Raw genomic sequence first — 17837 nt, forward strand, 5'->3', positions numbered from 1 at the left:
AGGCTCATATCAAGGCGTTGGCAGCCACTGAGCATATTTTTCGGCGGCTGAGCCCGAGGGTGAGGAGCGCTACGAGCCCGTAGGCAAGGGCAGCAGCCCCAAACGCCCAAGAGTAGCCTGCTATCGTGTCGGCTTGCGTCGCTGCAACCGACATCAATACGGCAAGCCCAACGGTCGGCCCCAGCTCCATGGCCGTATTCATCACGCCTCCGGCAAGCCCTGCCTGCTCTTGCGGTACGTTTATCGACGAGAGTACCGCCGAGCCAGAGAAAACCATCGAAATACCCGCTGCAAGCAGAACTTGTCCGGGCAGAAGCACGCTCACATAGGCGGTATCATGAGCGATTGCCGTCAGCACCGCGAGACCGATGCCAGCAATGGCAAAGCCTCTGCAGCTGACGCCGGCCGCACCCCAGCGCTCTACCAGCGATACGGCAACATGGTTTGCCGCCACCAAGGTGATGGCGAATGGCAGGAATGCCAGCGCCACTTGCAGTGGCGACCAGCCGCGGACTTGTTGCAAGTAGAGCGTAAGAATGAACTCTATCAACACCGAGCCGGCAGCAGCCAGCAGCATTCCGGCGAGCCCGGCGACACGGCACGGCTCCCGGATGAAGCCGAGTGGCAACAGCGGATAACGGACCCTACGCTCAACCATCAGAAAGCCGATCAGGAGCGCAATGCCAACCACCAGAGGACCGAATACGCGAACGGAGGCCCAGGCATAGTTCTCGCTGGCGATCAGGCCATAGCTGGCCAGGGCGATCCCCAGGGTTGCGAGTATTGCGCCAAGTGGATCGAGCCCGAGGTACCGCATCTCGCGGCGCTCCTGCGGCAACCGCCCGCGGGTCAGCACGAACGCGGCTACTGCGATCAGCACCGGAACGCTGAACATCCAGCGCCAGGAGAGCCAGGTCGTGACGATGCCTGAAGCGATAAAGCCCAGCAGCGCGCCGAGTACGGAGACACCTCCCCATACGGCCATGGCCTTGCCGTAGGCCGCTGGCTCCGGAAAGATCGCACGCAGTAGAGCCATAGCGGCAGGTGCAGCGAGGGCTGCCCCCACTCCCTGCGCAAAGCGCATGCTGACGAGAAGCTCGAAGGAAGGCGCCAGCGCGGCGCCCAGCGAGGCACTGCCGAAGACGGCCAGTCCAATATAGAAGATTCGTTGCCCGCCGAAGCGGTCCGTCAAGCGACCACCAAACAACAGTAGCCCACTGAAAGGCAAACCGTAGGCTACCTGCAGCAGAAGCAGTTCTGGCGAGCCCAGAGAGAACTCCAGCCCCAACCTGGGCAGCGGCACCATGATGAGCGCGATCGTGAAAATAAGCGTCGCCTGTACCACAGCCAGCACCCGGAAAACGAAGCCGGCCTCAGACAGACCTTTGCCATCCATGGATGAAGAATTCGAACCCATTTCGTTTCTCCCTTAAGCGCCCCGAGTTGGATCGAAGCAGTGAGATATGTTTACAGCCAGGCAAGCTGCGCCCAGGCATTCGCAGCCAGAAAGAGGCCGATGGCAAAGGAGGTATGCGCAGCAAGACTTTTTATCTGAGTGATACCTGGCTTTGGTGTGCGCATACCGGCAATGCCAATACCGAAAGCGGGCTGCATGATGAAGAAGGGAACCATGACAGTGCCGATACCAACGATCAGAGCCGGCCCCAGTGTGGGGTTGCGCACCCATTCCAACCCCCAGAGAGCATTCAGAAGAGCAGCAAAGACGATGCCGATGGCGTAGTGCACGATCCAACCCCAGGCACGCTCACCGGCAACAGGCGGAGCCGCCATGATGGGGTCGTGACGAAATCTGCCTTGCGAGAAGTGGCCCAGCCATCTTGCCACCAAGGCATAATCGAGGGGTGGCGCATGGAATACACGCTTCTGAATCCATCCCCATGCATCCATCACCAACGTGGCGCCAATACCAATCACCACGGAATGCAGGAGTATTTGGTTAACTTCGTGCATGATGAAACTCGCCCTTTGTCCACGACGATTTCAATGTACGAATTCAAGTGAACTTGAGGTCAAGCGTGAAAACTCTGGATATTGCAGAGGTCGCCCGGCGCTCCGGCCTGCCGGCCTCTACCCTGCGTTACTACGAAGAAAAAGGTCTCGTTCGCTCGGTGGGAAGAAACGGCCTGCGGCGGCTGTTTACGGAAAACGTTCTGGAGCGATTGTCGCTGATTGCGCTTGGGCAAAGCGCTGGCTTCACCCTGGAGGAAATCGGCGCCATGCTCGGTACCAGAGGCGGGCCCGATATCGATCGTGCTCGGCTCATCGCCAAGGCCGACGAACTGGACCGGAAGATTCGTCACCTGACAGCGATGCGGGATGGCCTGCGTCATGCCGCCGTCTGCCCTGCACCGAGCCACATGGAATGCTCGACTTTCCAACGCCTGTTACGTCATGCCGCGAGGCCAGCTCGAGAACGGCGCAAGCAGTAAACGACACTACGGGAACACTCGCGCTTGGCACCATGAGCGCCAGCTAGGGGTGCCGGCCAACGAACTCATACGGAGGTGACTCAACAGTGGATCGGTTATCGACGTTACTGTCGCAGTTCGGCGTAAGGGCGCGCCTCTTCCATAACGGCACGGTTTGCAGCGTCGCGTCGATCGATGATGCTGGCCACGGATACTTGCACCTTCTGCAGGGCGGCACCGTCACCTTGCGCAGCCCCAAGGCGCCGGACCTGCTGGTCACGCGCCCGAGCCTGATGTTCCTGCCACGCCCCCTCCCGCATACGATGATCGCTTCCGAAGCGGACCCCGCCAAGCTTCTGTGCGCCTCACTGGCCTTCGATGGCGGCGGGAGCAACCCGCTATCGGCTTCTCTTCCCGATCGCCTGGTGCTGGCCCTGGACGAGTTGCCCATGCTGGCGGAAACCCTCAGATGGCTGTTCGAGGAAGCCGCCGCAGAGAACTGTGGCAAGGAGGCGGTGCTCGACCGCCTGTTCGAGCTGCTGGTGATCCAGCTGTTGCGGCATCTGCTGGCTCACCAAGGCCTTTCCACCGGCATGATGGCCGGGCTTGCCGATCCACGCCTGTCTCGCTCTTTGGTACAGATGCACAACACACCGCAGCGGGCCTGGACGGTAGGCGAACTCGCAAGCGAGTCGAACATGTCCCGTGCCAGTTACGCGGCGCACTTCCGCACCGTCCTGGGGCAAACGCCGGCGGACTACCTGTTGAGCTGGAGAATCAGCCTGGCCCAGAAGCGTTTGCTCCAGGGCCGGCCGATTGCGTTGATAGCCGACGAAGTGGGGTATGAAAGCCCGTCGGCACTCGCCCGGGCCTTTCGGCGCAAAACGGGCAGCAGTCCTCGCGATTGGATGAAGTCACTTCAGGCCGACCCACAAAGCGCATGAGCGGCCCTGTGCTCGCAGGGCCGCTCATGTGCTTCATTGGTGTTGCCCCTTCGGCCCTGTGGCGGCGGGACCGAAGATGGCGGTGCTTATTTACGAAGGAAGTCCAAAAGATCCTGATTGAGTCGCTCCTTGTGCGTGTCGGCCAGGCCGTGTGGGGCACCTTCGTAGACGATCAGCTCGGCATTCTCGACCAGTGCCGCCGATGCCCGTGCCGAGGTATCGAGCGGAACGATTTGATCGTCGCCGCCGTGGATCACCAGCGTGGGCACGTCGAACTTCTTCAGGTCGTCGCGGAAATCCGTCGCCGAGAAGGCTTCGATCGAGTCGTAGGTGTTCTTGTGGCCCGCTTGCATGCCCTGCACCCAGAAGGACTGGATCAGGCCCTGGGAAGGCGTGGCGCCAGGCCGGTTGTAGCCGAAGAACGGACCGGAGGCGATATCCAGATAGAGCTGCGAGCGGTTTTCCAGCGATGCCTGGCGCAGCCCGTCGAATACCTCGATGGGAAGGCCATCGGGGTTGCTGTCGGTCTGCAGCATTAGCGGCGGCACGGCAGCCACCAGGACGGCTTTCTTCACACGATCCGTGCCGTGGCGCCCGATGTAGCGCGCGACTTCGCCGCCACCGGTCGAGAAACCGACCAGGGTGACCTCCGTAAGCTCCAATGCTTCGAGCACCGCCGCGAGGTCATCGGCGTAGTGGTCCATGTCGTTGCCTTCCCACGGCTGGCTGGAGCGCCCATGCCCGCGGCGATCATGGGCGACGACGCGATAGCCCTGCGATGCCAGGAACAGCATCTGCGATTCCCAGCTATCGGAGTTCAACGGCCAGCCATGACTGAAGGCGACGACCTGGCCGTCGCGCGGCCCCCAATCCTTGTAGTAGAGGCTCACACCGTCGTTGGTCGCCACATAGCTTTCTGAGCGTTCCGCTATGACGGGTACCGCCGTGGTGTCACCACCGTTGGCGAGTTGGGTAGCGTCGGCGGCAACGGAGCTGGCGAGAGCCATGGCGGCAAGAGCCAGGGCGCGATTCAATGTGCTCATGATCATTCCTCGATGGGTGAAGGCTAGGCGGTATGCGCTAACCACAACGCCATGGTATCCATCAAGGATGTCGTATCGGCTGCAGATAGTCGCCGAAACCATGCAGATCGTCTAACAGTCTGCCTGGCCTCGGCGCTCGACTTGAAGTGCATAGCTTGGACTTGCTAGCCCTCGGCCAACTCGGTGGCCTTGAATGTCTTGGCAATGGCTTCGTGGGCGGTCTCCACCGCGTTCTGCCTCATCTCGTCACCCATTGCCACGCCTTCGGCACGGATCACGGTGACATCGTCGATGCCGATGAAGCCGAATACGGCGCGCAGGTAGCGCTCCTGGAAGTCGTTGCCGACATCCGGTCCTTGCGAATAAATCCCACCGCGCGAGGAGGCGACGATCACCTTGCGTCCCCCGGCCAGCCCCACCGCGCCGTTTTCGGTATAACGGAAGGTCTTGCCGGCCTGGAGAATGCGGTCGAGCCACGCCTTGAGCTGGCTCGGAATGGTGAAGTTGTACATCGGCGCACCGATCACGATCACCTCGGCCGCCAGAAACTCCTCCAGCAGCGTCTCCGTCAGCACCGCCTCCTCACGCTGACGCGCGTTGCGCTCCTCCTCTGACAGGCCGGCGCCGGCAAGGATCTCACCGGACAAGTGGCTGGGTGCATCCGCTATCAAGTCGCGGTAAACGACATCGAGCGAGGGCGTGGTGGCATGCAGACGTTCGACGATGCGAGCGGAAAGCTGGCGAGTGACGGATTGATCCTCGAACAGGCCGGAATCCAGATGCAGCAGCTTCATGGGTAGCTCCTCCGATGGGTGGCTGGCGTGATTGACGCCTCTGCGGCCACCTTAGGGGTTCTCCATATCTGCAACTAGATAGCGCTTGTTGAAATCATTGTTCCAATAATAAGACAATCAAAGCCCCTAACGGAGAGGCGGCATGCAAGATCTCAACGATCTCTATTTCTTCGCCCAAGTCGCCGAGTACGGCAGCTTTACCGCGGCGGCGCACGCCCTGGGCATGCCAAAATCCACGCTCAGCCGCCGCATCGCTCGGCTCGAGGAGCGGCTGGAGATCCGCCTGCTTCACCGGACCACGCGACGCCTGACCCTGACGGACACCGGCCGTGCCTACCTGGCCCACTGCCAGGATCTGCTGGCAGCGGCGGAAGCGGCTGAGAGCGTTGTCGAACAGGTGCAGGGGGAGCCGCGCGGGCGGGTCTTGCTGACCAGCCCCATCTCGATTTCCCAGTCGCTACTCGGGCGGGCACTGCCCGAGTTCATGGAGCGCTTCCCCAAGGTGGAAGTGGAGCTGGATGCCACCAATCGGCGGGTGGATCTCGTATCGGAAGGAGTGGACCTCGCCATTCGCGTTCGCCTACGCCTCGAGGATTCGTCGCTGGTATCGCGTCGATTCGCAGCCAGCCCCGCCATGCTGGTGGCCAGCCCTGGGCTGGTGGAACGCCTCGGCATGCCGGCGGACCCGCACGACCTGAAGCGATTCCCGAGCCTCTCCATGCGCTTTGCGGAGGGCCGCCACGTGCAGGAGTTCACCGATCCGAAGGGTAATCGTACGCCGATCTCGCTGTCGCCGCGCCTCGTGACCGACGACATGAGCGTGCTGCACGATGCGGCCATCGCCGGCATCGGCGTCGTGGTACTTCCGACCTTCATGTGTCGCCAGGCATTGACAACCGGCGAGCTGCTCTGGCTGCTACCGCAATGGCACCTACCCCAAGGGCAGTTGCACGCGGTGTATCCGTACCGACGCGGCCTACGCCCGGCGGTGCGCCACCTGATCGATTTCCTGGCGGAACGGCTGCCGACGCTTGCCGCGGAGACGGGGGTTTCCGAGGCGTGCCCGGCACCTAGCCCCACGGATGATGAAGTGCCGCCGAAACCGGCCATGACGAACCCACCGGTAGCGTGAGCATATCAACGACACTGAGCTGAAGGACATGGAGCGTCTCGGTGTGCCTGATGTGTGCCGCAGAGCAATGCGAAACGAGCCGTCTGCACTAAAAAACCCGAGCCGGTTATGGCTCGGGTTTGATTAACGTAGGCCGCACGCGATCAGGCCCCATAGGTACTAAAACTCGCTCCAGTCCTCTTCGGTCGCTGAGCGCTGGCGTGAACCAGTCGGCTTGGGATCGGTAAGTCGAACCAGCTGATGCGGTCTCTTCTCTTGCTTCGCCTTACCGCCTCGTTGCTCCCGCTGGGCATCGGCCTGGCGGTCGACCCTTGCCGTTGTCGAAGTGGCCCGCTCGTCGACGCGGAAGGTAGCGATCAGCGCGGCGAGGCGACTGGCCTGCTCTTCAAGCGAGGCAGCCGCGGCACTGGTCTGCTGCACCAGGGAGGCATTCTGCTGGGTGACCGAGTCCATTTCGGTCAGCGCCGTGTTGATCTGTTCGATACCGCTGTTCTGCTCCCGCGTGGCCGTGGAAATCTCACCCATCAGGGCGCTGACCTGGCGAATCGATTCGACGGTTTCGTTGATCGTCTCGCCGCTTCGCTCGGCCTGCTCGGCACCGCTGGCCACTCGGGTCGTGGTGTCCTCGATCAGCTTGCGGATCTCCTTGGCCGACTCCGCGCTGCGGCTGGCCAGCGAGCGCACTTCACTTGCCACCACGGCGAAGCCGCGGCCCTGCTCCCCTGCCCTGGCTGCCTCGACCGAGGCGTTCAGCGCCAGAATGTTGGTCTGGAAGGCGATGGAGTCGATGACGCCGATGATGTCGTTGATGCGCCGGGCACTGTCGGCGATCTCGCGCATCAGCTTCACGGTGCGCTCGACCTCCTGCCCGCCGGCCTCGGCAGTCTTTGACGCCGCGGCAGAGAGACGGTCGGCCTCGATCGAGGTATCAGTGTTCTTGCTGACGGTAGAGGCCATCTCCTCCATGCTGGAGGCGGTTTCCTGCAGGGCCGCAGCCTGTTGCTCGGTTCGCGACGAGAGATCCTGGCTGCCCGTGGCAATTTCGCCGGCGCCGGTAAAGACGTTCTCGCTGCTCTCGCGCAGCGAGACCACCAGCGTCTTGAGCTTATCCTGCATGCGACCCAGGGCGCTGTAGAGCTGACCGATCTCGTTGCGACCACGATCCTCGATGCGCGCGGTCAGGTCGCCATCGGCGATACGCTCGAAGTGGTCAATGGCTTCCCGCAGCGGCGTCACCACCACACGCATCAAGGCGATGCGAATCAGGAAGGCGGCCACCAATGCCGCTACCAGCAGTGTCGTGGCAACGATCGCCACGCGGCGATCCAGGGTCTCGACCGCCTCAATATCGTGGATGGAGCGCTCTTCGATGTAATGGATAAAAGCATCCATGGCCCGATCGAGCTGCGCGCCCAGTTCGGCCAATTGCTCCTGGTTGCGCTGGACCTGGAACGGCGCGGCATCCAGCAGCGGCACCAGGCCCTCGTTGACGAGCGCATCGTAAGCCTCGGTGATGGCCGCGACGTGTGGCGTACGAGTATCCGCCGGATCGAGAGGTACTTCGCGGAATTCAGCGAAGCGCTGCTGTGCCGTTTCTACAGCGGCCACGGCCAACTGCTGGTTCTCACCCGCCTTGTCCGGGTTGCCCTGGGTGCTCAGGCTGGCGTAGCGGTCCAGGAAGGTCTGCGCCCGCAGCACGTTCACCTGCGCGCGGTTGGCCGTGTCGGCCAGCTTCATGTTGGTTTCTGCCAGTTCGTGCAGGGCCGCTTCACCCTTGGCATTGGAGTAAAACCCCAACCCGCTGATCAAGCCGATCATCAGCACCAGGACCACTAATGCCGCTGTCAGGCTCCATTTGATGGATACGTTCTTCATCGCTAGCCCCTTGCATGGTGCGTTTTGGGTTTTGGTTTTTTTGGTTATTTCTCTTTTCAATCGGCAAAAGGGACGAAAAGTTGAGAAAGCGTGAGAGAGAAATTATGACTTTGGATATAAGCCGATAGCATAAGCAATCGGGATCAATCCGCCGCGATGCTGGTAACAAGCATGACCAGGTGCATAAACGCTATGCTGTGTACCAACAGGAGTCTTGTACTAGCACTGGGATGAGCCAATGGGAGAAAGGATGCAGGCCTCACGAGACACTGAACCGGATGAGCCGGCAACGGAACCGCACAATCTCGTCGAGCTGATGCGCGCCATCGAATCCATCGACACGCCCTCGGGGCGGATCCGCTTCGACGAGGTGCTCGATGCCATCGGCCGGCGCGCATTCGGCCCGCTGCTGCTGCTGGCTGGGCTGGTCACGCTGATGCCCATCGTCAGCGGTATCCCCGGCGTGCCCACGCTGATGGCGCTGTTCACGCTGCTGGTCTGCGCGCAGCTATTGATCGGCCGGCGCACCTTCTGGTTGCCGGGCTGGCTGCGCAACCGCACGCTGCCGAGCGACAAGGTCCACAAGGGGCTCAAGTGGATGTACAAGCCGGCCCGGTGGGTCGACAGGCTGCTGAACGCTCGCATCACCTTCATGACGGGGAAACAGGGCATACGCCTGACCGCCTTGGCGTGCTTCGTGCTGGCCCTGGCCATGCCCCCCATGGAGCTGATACCGCTGACGGTCAACATCGCCGGCGTGGCCCTGACCCTTTTTGGTCTGGCGATCATGGCTCGCGACGGCTTGCTGTCGATCCTGGCCTTCCTCATCACCGGCACCAGCCTGTTCGTACTTATCTACAATTTGCTGTAGGAGTGGCCCATGCTCCGGCTCGAACGCCTGCAGGCAGCCCAACGTCTCATTGCCGATACCCTCTTGCCTACGCCGCTACTGCTCGACCACGCGCTATCGGAGCGGTTCGCGCGACGCATCTGGCTGAAGGGTGAGCTGTTCCAGCGCACCGGATCGTTCAAGCCACGCGGTGCCCTGAACTGGGTGCGCACCGCCAGCCGAGAGGAACTGGCCGGCGGCCTGGCTGCGGTGTCCGCCGGCAACCATGCCTTGGGGCTTGCCTGGGCGGCGGGCCAGGCTGGCGTGCCGGTGACTATCGTGATGCCGGAGAACGCCAGCCGGTTCAAGGTGGAGGGCAGCCGCGAGCTGGGCGCCGAGGTGATCCTGCATGGTGACATCAATGCCGCCTGGGAGCGGATGCATGAGCTGGTGGCTGAGCGCGGCCTGACCTTGGTGCACCCCTACGACGATGAACGCATCATCGCCGGCCAAGGCACCGTCGGGCTCGAGATCCTCGAGCAGGCGCCTGAGGCCACGACCATTCTCTGCCCGGTGGGCGGTGGTGGACTGATCGCCGGCATCGGCTCGGCCGCCGCGGCGCTGCGCCCCGAGCTGGCAGTGTTCGGAGTGGAACCCAGCGGCGCCGCCAGCATGGCTCATGCCTGGTCGCAGGGCGCCCCCTCACGGCTGAAGAAGGTGGCAACCTGCGCCAAGAGCCTGGGCGCAGCCATCGTCGGCAAACACACCTACCCGCTGTGTCGCAAAACCACTCGGGCCCTGGTGCAAGTCGACGATGCCGCCATAGGCCGCGCCATGCGCCACCTGCTCTATCAAGCCAAGCTGATGGCGGAACCGGGCGCCGCCGTGGGCATTGCCGCCCTGTTGGAGGGAGCCGTCCCGCTGCCGACCGAAGGCGATGTGGTGGTGGTGATCACCGGCGGCAACATGAGCCGGGAGGAGCTGGAACCGTTCCTTTGACTCCCGCCGCCGCTGGCTGTCCTAAGCATTACGCCAGAATGAAGTAGACACAGGCCGCGGTGAGCCCTCCCATCGTCCAGTTGAAGATTCGCCAGGCGCGTGGCGTATCGAGCCACTGGCCGATGGCCACGCCGAAGCCTGCCCACAGCGCGATGCACGGCAGCCCGACCAGCTCGGCGAAGGCAGCCAGCAACAAGGCGTTCATTATCGGATCGCCGCCCTCCGGCAGAAAACCTGCTATCAGCGCCAGGCCCATCACCCACGCCTTCGGGTTGGCGAACTGGAAGGCCGCCGCCTGCCAGAAACTGAGCGGTTTGCCTTCACTCCTTTGGCGCATATCGGGCGGCGGCGCCGTGGCGATCTTCCAGGCCAGGTAAAGCAGATACGCGCTGCCAATGACGCGCAGGGTCATCTGTACCGCCGGGTAGCGCTCGAAGATCAACCCCAACCCCAGGGCGATGCCGGCGAACAATAGAAAACAGCCGCCCAGGATGCCAAAGATATGCGGCAGGGTGCGCATGAAGCCGTAGTTGGCTCCGGAGGCCGTGAGCATCATGTTGTTAGGGCCGGGAGTGATGGTCATCGAGATCATGTAGAGGGCCGCAGGCCCGAGGAACGCCAGAGCTTCCATGTCATTGAACCCATACAATTAAGAAATTCGATTGGATAGAGCGCACAATTGTCAGCATAATGAGTCCAGATATTCCGTCAAAGGTTTTATTGTCACCATGACAATGTGGGTCCCACAGCTTGCTGAAGATGGCGTTCGCTACCGTGCCATTGCCGATTCCATCGCCGTGGCGATTCAATCCGGTGAACTCTCCGCCGGGCAGAAACTGCCTCCCCAGCGCCGGTTGGCCGATCGCCTCGGGGTCACGGTGGGCACCGTGACTCGCGCCTATGCCGAAGCCGAGCGCCAAGGGTGGGTCGTGGCCAGAGTGGGCAGCGGCACCTTCGTGCGCGGCAACGAGGCTCCGTCAGGCCAGGACTTCCTGGCCAGCCGTCCCGTCGAGGACGGCATCGTCGACCTCAGCCTGAGCCTGCCGCCCCCGCATCCGATGCGTGTCGCCACCCTGGGACGCGTACTGCGTGAAATAGCCGAGCAGCCCGAGATTCTCCAGCGCGCGGTGGAGTACCAACCGGACCGCGGCGTACCTGCCCACCGCGAGCAGCTAGCCGACTGGATGACCCGCCTCGGCATGCCCGCCGAGCCCGAGTCGCTGGTCGTCACCCAGGGTGGGCAGCATGGGATCAATCTGGCGCTGCAAGCGCTGACGCGCCCAGGCGAGCGCATCGCCGCCGATGTCCTCACCTACCCCGGCCTGATCACCGCCGCCAGCCAAGCGCACCTGAAGGTGCTGGGCGTGCCGATGGATGACCAGGGTATGGACATGGACGCCCTGGCCCGGCTCTACGTTCAGCAGCCGCCACGCCTCGTCTATGTCACGCCGGACCAGAACAACCCCACCGGCACGCCGTTGAGCGAAGCCCGGCGCGAGCGTCTGGTGGCCCTGGCCCGGCGCCACGACTTCTGGATCGTCGAGGATGGCGTGCAGTACCTGCCCGAGGCGGAACGCGGCACGCCGATTTATCGCCTGGCCCCGGAGCGCACGCTGTTCATCTTCAGTACGTCGAAAGTGCTGGCTGGCGGCCTGCGCATCGGCACCCTGCTGACACCGCCGGCGCTGCGCGACCGGTTGGGCACGACGCTGCGTGCCCAGAGTTGGATGGTGCCGCCACTGATGGTCGAGGCGGTGTGCCGCTGGGTGGCCTGCGGCGACAGCGCCATTCTGCTCGAGTGGCTGACCGAGGAACTGGGTGAGCGCCAGCGCATGGCTCGGGAGCGCCTGGCCGGCTACACCACGAGCGGCCGCCCCCACGGCAACAACCTGTGGCTGCCGCTACCGGAAGGGCTGCGCAGTGCCGTGTTCGTGGAAGCACTGGCTCGTCGGGGGGTACTGGTCAGCAGCGCCGAACCCTTCTGCGTGGGCAGCGAGCCCGCGCCCCAGGCGCTACGGCTCTGCCTCAGCGCTGCGCCCTCGCGCGAGGCCCTGGCCCAAGCGCTGGATACGCTGGCCCAGCTACTGGCCGAGCCACCCGCCGCGCCGTGGCAAACGCTGTAACATCGACTGGATTCGTCAGGACAGGCGTAGCCGCAGCCCGCGAAAACGACGCCGATACCGGCTGGGCGTCAGCCCGACGCGACGCCCGAACAGGCGGCGGAAGAAGCTGGGATCGGCATAGCCGAGCTGTTCGGCAATCGCTTCGATGGGCTCGTCGCCCTGCTCCAGCAACTGCTTCGCTTCCTCCAGCCGCAGAGTGTGTACGTAGTCCATCGGCGTCATGCCAGTAGCGGCCTTGAAACGGCGCTTGAAGGCACGCTCCGACAGGCCGCTGACTTCCACCATTCCGGCCACCGGCGAATGGCAATCGTAATGCTGGGCGACCCACACCTGGCAGCGCGCGATGCAGGCGTCCGCCACCTGGCGCGAGCTACTGAGCACGGCATAGGGCTGCTGTCCGTCCTGGTGCCAGTCGATGAGATGGACACGGGCCAGACGCATTGCCTCGTCGGTGCCCAACAGTCGCGCCACCAGGTAGAGCGTCAAGTCGAACCAGCTGGTACCACCGCCGGCCATGACCAGCCGTTGCCCTTCCCCGCTGGCAACGAGGATTCGATGCGGATACACCTGCACCTGGGGATAGCGGCGCGCCAAGGCCTCGCAATACGCCCAATGAGTCGTAGCCTCCTCTCCTTCCAACATTCCCGCTTCGGCCAGCAGCATGGCGCCGGTGCAGGCCGCCGCCAGTAGCGCCCCCTTTTCATGGCACTCACGCAGCCAGGCGATTTCCGCCTCGTAACGCCCCGTCAATGGCTCATCGGGAGCAATGAAGAGATCGGGGATACAGGCCGCGGCGGGCAACGGACACTCGGCCAGGCTGCTGTCGGGCTGAATCCAGGCACCATTGGAGGCGCGAAACCCTTCGCCACTCTGCGAGACGATCAATGGGCGCAGCAGTGGCTCACCCAATCGACCGTGAATCAGGAAGTTCCAGTCCCGCCCCGCCGAACCGAACAGGTCGAACATGCCGTACAGCGTCGAGGCGGTCGCCTCGGGCGTGGCCAGAAGCGCAATGGTCAACGGTTCGTCGGCTTCGACATCGCTCCTCATGGCAGAAAACTCTCGATTACGTCGTATTGCTCTTGCGTAGCGCCGAACCGGCGGTCGTAACGTGGCTCATGCCGCTGCCATACACGGAATACGAGCACGGCCAAGACGATAGCCACAACAGAACAAAGGAGAGCGACCATGTGTGACATTCACGCGCTTGGTACCCAGCATGACAACACCAATATCAACATCGACGCTGCAACCGAAGCCTTCGAGGAGCGGCTGGTAAACGCACTCAACGAAAGCGGCTTGATGCTGCTGCTCTCGCTCGGCCATCGCACCGGCCTACTGTCGGCCATGGCCGGCGCAGCACCGGAAACCAGTGTGGCCCTGGCCATGCGCACCGATCTCGACGAACGCTACGTGCGTGAATGGCTAGGGGGCATGGTCGCCAGCGGCGTGGTCGAGACCGACCCGCAGGCTGGCACTTACTGGCTGCCGGAGGCTCATGCTCGTCTGCTGACGGACAAGGGCCCGGCCAATCTCGCCGTCTACTCGCAGTTTATCGCCATTCTGGGAAGTGTAGAGGACGACGTGGTGCGTTGCTTCCGTGAAGGTGGCGGCGTGCCCTATTCGCGCTACCCGCGCTTTCAGGAGGTAATGGCCAGCGACAGCGGCCAGACGGTGCTGCCGGCCCTGTTCGACGCCATCCTGCCGCTGGCCGAGGGTCTTATCGAGCGGCTCGAGAGCGGCATCAGGGTGCTCGACTGCGCCTGCGGTCGCGGCCGGGCACTGATGGCCATGGCCGAGCGTTACCCAGCCAGCCGTTTCGTCGGCTACGACCTCTCGCAGGAAGCCATTGATTGGGCGCGCCGCGAAACCGACCGGGCCGGCCTCGCCAACCTCACCTTCGAGGTGCGCGACCTGAGCGATTTCGATATCACCGCCGAGCCCGATGCCTTCGACTTGGTGACCACTTTCGACGGCATTCATGACCAGGCCCGCCCGCGCAGCCTGCTCAAGGGCATCCACCGCACCCTGGCACCGGACGGCGTCTACCTGGTGCAGGATATCCACGCTTCGAGCCACCACCATCTCGACCGAGAGCATCCCTTGGGCACCATGCTCTACGCGGTATCGGTAAGCCACTGCATGACGGTATCGCTGGCCCAAGGCGGCGAAGGCTTGGGCACCATGTGGGGGCGCGAGCGCGCGTTGGCTTATCTGGAGGAGGCTGGCTTCCGCAGTATCGAGGTTCACCAGTTGGAGCACGACATTCAGAACGACTATTTCGTGTGTAGGCTCTAGCGCGCCAGTTCGGCGGCGGTGTACCAGGCGATCATGCGCTCCTCGTCGGTGGGAACGACCCATAGCCCGAGCCGGCTGTCGGCGGCGGCGATATCGGTAGCATGGTCGGCATTGGCGTTGGCATCGAGCCGCGCGCCGAGCCACTCGCAGCCCTGGGCCACGGCGGCGCGCACCGGAGCGGCATGCTCGCCGATGCCGGCGGTGAAAACAAGATGGTCGAGCCCGCCCAGCGCCGCCGCCAGGCTGCCGATCTCGCGCACGATACGGTAGACGAACAGCTCGACGGCTTCGGTCGCCTCGGGCGCCTGGCTGGCCAGCAACTCGCGCATATCGCCGCTGATGCCGGACACGCCGAGCAATCCCGACTCCTTGTAGAGCATGCGCTGCACCACCTCGGCGGCCATGCCCTCGTGCAGGATCAAGTGCAGCACCAGGCCCGGGTCGAGGCTGCCGCTGCGGGTGCCCATCATCAGCCCCTCCACGGCGGTGAAGCCGGTGGTGGCGGCCACGCTCCTGCCATCGCGTAGCGCGCACAGGCTCGCACCGTTGCCCAGATGGGCGATGATCGTGCGTCCTCCAGACACCGCCTGGCGATGCTGCGGCAGCACCTGTTCGGTCAGGGCGCGGCTGACGTAGTCGAAGGAGAGGCCGTGGAAGCCGTAACGGATTACGCCCTGCTCGTGAAAACGACGCGGCAGTGGGAAGGTCTGCGCCACTGCTGGCTGAGTCGCGTGAAAAGCGGTATCGAAGCAAGCCACCTGGGGCAGCGACGGGCGCAGGCCAGCCAGTGCCCGCACCGGCGCCAGGCCATAGGGCTGGTGCAGCGGCGCCAGGTCGACCAGCGACTCCAGGCCCGCCAGGCTCTCCTTGTCGAGGCGCACCGGCTCACGGTACTGCGCCCCGCCATGGACAATCCTATGGCCCACGGCGTGGATGTCGCCCAGGGCCGGGCTAGCCTCGATCCACTCCAGCAGCCGAGCCAGCGCGCCTTGGTGACCCAGCATAAGCGGTACGTTACGCAGTGCGGCAGTACATGCTTCGTCAGCAGCTTCATCGAAACCCGTCCCCAGCTCGACTCGCGCCTGGTCGCCAAGCCCCGAGAACTGACCGCGACAACGCAGTTCCATGGCCATGGGGCTGTCGGCGCAGGCCGCGTCGAAGAGGGCAAACTTGAGGCTCGAGGAGCCGCTGTTGACGACCAGGATCTCGCGGCTCATGACAGCCTGACCTTCTTGTGCTGCTCCGCCACCAGCAGTGCCAGGGCGCAGGAAGCCATTCGGGTGATGGCATCGTCGGCGCGGCTGGTCAACACGATGGGCACCCGGGCGCCGACCACCAGCCCGGCACCTGTGGCATCGGCCAGGTAGGTGAGCTGCTTCATCAACATGTTGGCCGACTCGAGATCCGGCGCCACGAGGATGTCGGCGCGCCCCGCCACCGGTGAGACGATGCCCTTGGCCGCGGCTGCCGCCTCGGAAACGGCGTTGTCGAAGGCCAGCGGGCCATCGAGCACGCCGCCGCGAATCTGTCCCCGCTCGGCCATCTTGCACAACGCAGCAGCCTCCACGGTCGAGGCGATCTTGGGGTTGACCGTCTCCACCGCCGAGAGAATCGCCACCTTGGGCAACTCGTTGCCTACCGCCTGAGCCAGGTCGATGGCGTTCTGTATGATGTCCTTCTTGTCGCCAAGGGTCGGATAGATGTTGATGGCCGCATCGGTAATGAACAATGGTCGTGGGTAGGTCGGCACGTCGAAGGCCATCACATGGCTCAGGCAGCGCTCGGTGCGCAGGCCGGTGTCGCGCTTGACCACCTCATGCAGCAATTCCTCTGTGTGCAGCGCCCCCTTCATTAGCGCCTCCACCCGGCCTGCCCGGACCAATGCTACGGCCTCGGCGGCTGCGGCGTGGCTGTGCGGCACGTCGATGAGTTCAAACTCGGCGATGTCGATACCGGCGGCTTCGGCGGCAGCCTGTATCTTGGCCTTTGGCCCTACCAGTACCGGGCGAATCAGCCCCTGACGAGCCGATTCATAGGCCCCCAGGATCGAGACTTCATCCACCGGATGCACCACCGCCATGGTCACCGGCGCGGGATGCTCGGCGGCGCTGAGCATCTCGTGCAGGCGCGCCCGCTCGGCCAGCCGTACCCGCGGCAGCACGGCGCGAGGCCGTCGAATCTTCTCGGTGGGCGCCTGGACCTCCGCCTCGCCCTCGATGACGGTCTCGCCATTCTGGTTGGTGCACAGGCACGCGAAGGTGATGCGCTTGTGCTGGGTATCCTTGCGCTGGGCACGTACGCTGACCCTCAGCACGTCACCGAGGCGCACCGGCTTGCGAAAGCGGAGGGTCTGGCCCAGGTAGATAGTACCCGGCCCGGGTAGCTCGGTGCCCAGCACGGTGGAGATCAACGCCCCGCCCCACATACCGTGGGCCACCACTTCCTGGAAGCGCGTGCTCTTGGCGAAATCGTCGTCCAGGTGAGCCGGGTTGATGTCCCCGGACATGATCGCGAAGAGCTTGATGTCATCGAAGGTCAGGCGCTTTTCGAGCGATGCCGTATCGCCAACCTGTATCTCGTCGAAAGTGCGGTTCTCGATATGCCCGTTACCCGCCCACTGACTGTCCATGCGCTATGCCTTGTCCGGGAGTGAAATGAACCGAGAGGCGCCGAATACTGCAACGCAACAAGCCTCAGCCGATAGCATCGGATACGCTCCCCATGAAGGCAAGTGCTTGCGCCTCTTGAGCGAGACGCCACAATGACTGTGACAACAACCCAACGAGGCCCAGCCGCCATGCATCGCTTCCTCAACGATCCGACGCTTGCCGTTCCGGTCTTCCCGGGCAGTCACATTGCGATGGATGGCCACTATCTCTTCCTCTCCGGCCTGACGGTGACCGATATTCAGGGGGGGGAGGCCGTGCTGGGCGACATTGCCGAGGAGACCCGCTGGGTGATGCGCCGGCTGTCGCGCATGCTGGAATACGCCGGCGCCTCGATGGCCCACGTGGTGCGGGTCGACATCCACTTGACCAATCTGGATACCATCCACACCATGGATGCCGCCTATGCCGAATTCTTCGAGAACCATAGTTACCCGGCACGCACCTGCACCGAATCGCCGCGTCTCAGCGGCGGCGCCAATGTCGAGATCACTCTGATGGCGCGACAGCCGGCACCCGCCCCTCGCTCGGACCGTGATACCGACACCGAAGCATGACGCAACGTCTTCGCTCCCCCATCTCGACAAAAAAAGAGAGTTGCACCATACTGGCCGCGCTTGCGAGTGGGAATGATACTCAATAGCCAGTTTATACGTTTTCCTAGCGGGCCAGTACGCGAAATACGAGGCATCTTCAGCCGTTTCG

The 17837-nt window shown here is 63.6% G+C and carries 17 protein-coding genes; 8 read left to right on the plus strand and 9 right to left on the minus strand.

Features of this window, described 5'->3' with window-relative positions; all coding sequences use genetic code 11:
- Positions 1-4 precede the first annotated feature (4 nt).
- Entirely contained in the window at positions 5-1417 is a 1413-nt protein-coding gene (locus tag ACRWQA_RS12595; protein ID WP_434227341.1) for an MFS transporter, read from the minus strand.
- Between the two features lie 50 nt (positions 1418-1467).
- A complete protein-coding gene (locus tag ACRWQA_RS12600; protein WP_263583556.1) occupies positions 1468-1971 on the minus strand; it encodes a DUF2938 domain-containing protein in 504 nt (167 codons plus the stop codon).
- Positions 1972-2036: 65 nt separating this feature from the next.
- Here ACRWQA_RS12600 and ACRWQA_RS12605 point away from each other — a divergent pair, with 65 nt between their 5' ends.
- Entirely contained in the window at positions 2037-2450 is a 414-nt protein-coding gene (locus ACRWQA_RS12605; RefSeq protein ID WP_434227343.1) for a helix-turn-helix domain-containing protein, read from the plus strand.
- A gap of 86 nt (positions 2451-2536) precedes the next feature.
- Positions 2537-3373 (plus strand): AraC family transcriptional regulator, encoded by an 837-nt coding sequence (locus tag ACRWQA_RS12610; protein WP_434227344.1) that lies wholly within the window; start codon positions 2537-2539, stop codon positions 3371-3373.
- Positions 3374-3459: 86 nt separating this feature from the next.
- Here ACRWQA_RS12610 and ACRWQA_RS12615 read toward each other — a convergent pair whose 3' ends face one another.
- Both ACRWQA_RS12615 and ACRWQA_RS12620 read right to left on the minus strand, forming a co-directional pair.
- Positions 3460-4416, minus strand: coding sequence for an alpha/beta fold hydrolase (locus ACRWQA_RS12615; RefSeq protein WP_434227346.1), 957 nt, complete (start codon positions 4414-4416; stop codon positions 3460-3462).
- Positions 4417-4580: 164 nt separating this feature from the next.
- Positions 4581-5210 (minus strand): FMN-dependent NADH-azoreductase, encoded by a 630-nt coding sequence (locus ACRWQA_RS12620; RefSeq protein ID WP_263583552.1) that lies wholly within the window; start codon positions 5208-5210, stop codon positions 4581-4583.
- 142 nt (positions 5211-5352) lie between these two features.
- Between ACRWQA_RS12620 and ACRWQA_RS12625 the strand changes: the two genes are divergently transcribed.
- Complete coding sequence (locus ACRWQA_RS12625) at positions 5353-6342, plus strand: LysR substrate-binding domain-containing protein (protein WP_434227348.1); 990 nt, start codon at positions 5353-5355, stop codon at positions 6340-6342.
- A gap of 159 nt (positions 6343-6501) precedes the next feature.
- Here the strand turns inward: ACRWQA_RS12625 and ACRWQA_RS12630 are convergent, their stop codons facing one another.
- Positions 6502-8217 (minus strand): methyl-accepting chemotaxis protein, encoded by a 1716-nt coding sequence (locus tag ACRWQA_RS12630; protein ID WP_434227350.1) that lies wholly within the window; start codon positions 8215-8217, stop codon positions 6502-6504.
- Between the two features lie 250 nt (positions 8218-8467).
- Between ACRWQA_RS12630 and ACRWQA_RS12635 the strand changes: the two genes are divergently transcribed.
- Positions 8468-9088 carry an exopolysaccharide biosynthesis protein gene (locus tag ACRWQA_RS12635; protein WP_263583549.1) on the plus strand — a complete coding sequence of 207 codons (621 nt, stop codon included), beginning with the start codon at positions 8468-8470 and terminating at the stop codon, positions 9086-9088.
- Between the two features lie 9 nt (positions 9089-9097).
- Positions 9098-10045 (plus strand): threonine ammonia-lyase, encoded by a 948-nt coding sequence (locus tag ACRWQA_RS12640; protein ID WP_434227352.1) that lies wholly within the window; start codon positions 9098-9100, stop codon positions 10043-10045.
- Between the two features lie 28 nt (positions 10046-10073).
- Here ACRWQA_RS12640 and ACRWQA_RS12645 read toward each other — a convergent pair whose 3' ends face one another.
- On the minus strand, positions 10074-10676 hold the full coding sequence (locus ACRWQA_RS12645; RefSeq protein ID WP_263583547.1) for a LysE family translocator: 603 nt from the start codon (positions 10674-10676) through the stop codon (positions 10074-10076).
- A 97-nt stretch (positions 10677-10773) separates the two neighbouring features.
- On the opposite strand from ACRWQA_RS12645, the gene ACRWQA_RS12650 reads away from it, so the two are divergent.
- Positions 10774-12168 carry an aminotransferase-like domain-containing protein gene (locus ACRWQA_RS12650; RefSeq protein WP_434227354.1) on the plus strand — a complete coding sequence of 465 codons (1395 nt, stop codon included), beginning with the start codon at positions 10774-10776 and terminating at the stop codon, positions 12166-12168.
- 15 nt (positions 12169-12183) lie between these two features.
- Here the strand turns inward: ACRWQA_RS12650 and ACRWQA_RS12655 are convergent, their stop codons facing one another.
- On the minus strand, positions 12184-13218 hold the full coding sequence (locus tag ACRWQA_RS12655; protein ID WP_263583545.1) for a GlxA family transcriptional regulator: 1035 nt from the start codon (positions 13216-13218) through the stop codon (positions 12184-12186).
- Between the two features lie 138 nt (positions 13219-13356).
- Here ACRWQA_RS12655 and ACRWQA_RS12660 point away from each other — a divergent pair, with 138 nt between their 5' ends.
- Positions 13357-14466: a class I SAM-dependent methyltransferase gene (locus tag ACRWQA_RS12660; RefSeq protein ID WP_434227356.1), complete on the plus strand. Its 1110-nt coding sequence runs from the start codon at positions 13357-13359 to the stop codon at positions 14464-14466.
- Here the strand turns inward: ACRWQA_RS12660 and ACRWQA_RS12665 are convergent.
- Positions 14463-15683 carry an acetate/propionate family kinase gene (locus ACRWQA_RS12665; protein ID WP_434227358.1) on the minus strand — a complete coding sequence of 407 codons (1221 nt, stop codon included), beginning with the start codon at positions 15681-15683 and terminating at the stop codon, positions 14463-14465. The two genes, ACRWQA_RS12660 and ACRWQA_RS12665, sit on opposite strands and share 4 nt — an antisense overlap.
- Complete coding sequence (locus ACRWQA_RS12670; RefSeq protein ID WP_263583542.1) at positions 15680-17095, minus strand: bifunctional enoyl-CoA hydratase/phosphate acetyltransferase; 1416 nt, start codon at positions 17093-17095, stop codon at positions 15680-15682. Before ACRWQA_RS12670 ends, ACRWQA_RS12665 begins: the two co-directional genes overlap by 4 nt.
- 132 nt (positions 17096-17227) lie before the next feature.
- On the opposite strand from ACRWQA_RS12670, the gene ACRWQA_RS12675 reads away from it, so the two are divergent.
- Positions 17228-17689 carry a RidA family protein gene (locus ACRWQA_RS12675; RefSeq protein ID WP_318153178.1) on the plus strand — a complete coding sequence of 154 codons (462 nt, stop codon included), beginning with the start codon at positions 17228-17230 and terminating at the stop codon, positions 17687-17689.
- Positions 17690-17837 lie beyond the last annotated feature (148 nt).

This window comes from Billgrantia sp. C5P2 (assembly GCF_051062895.2).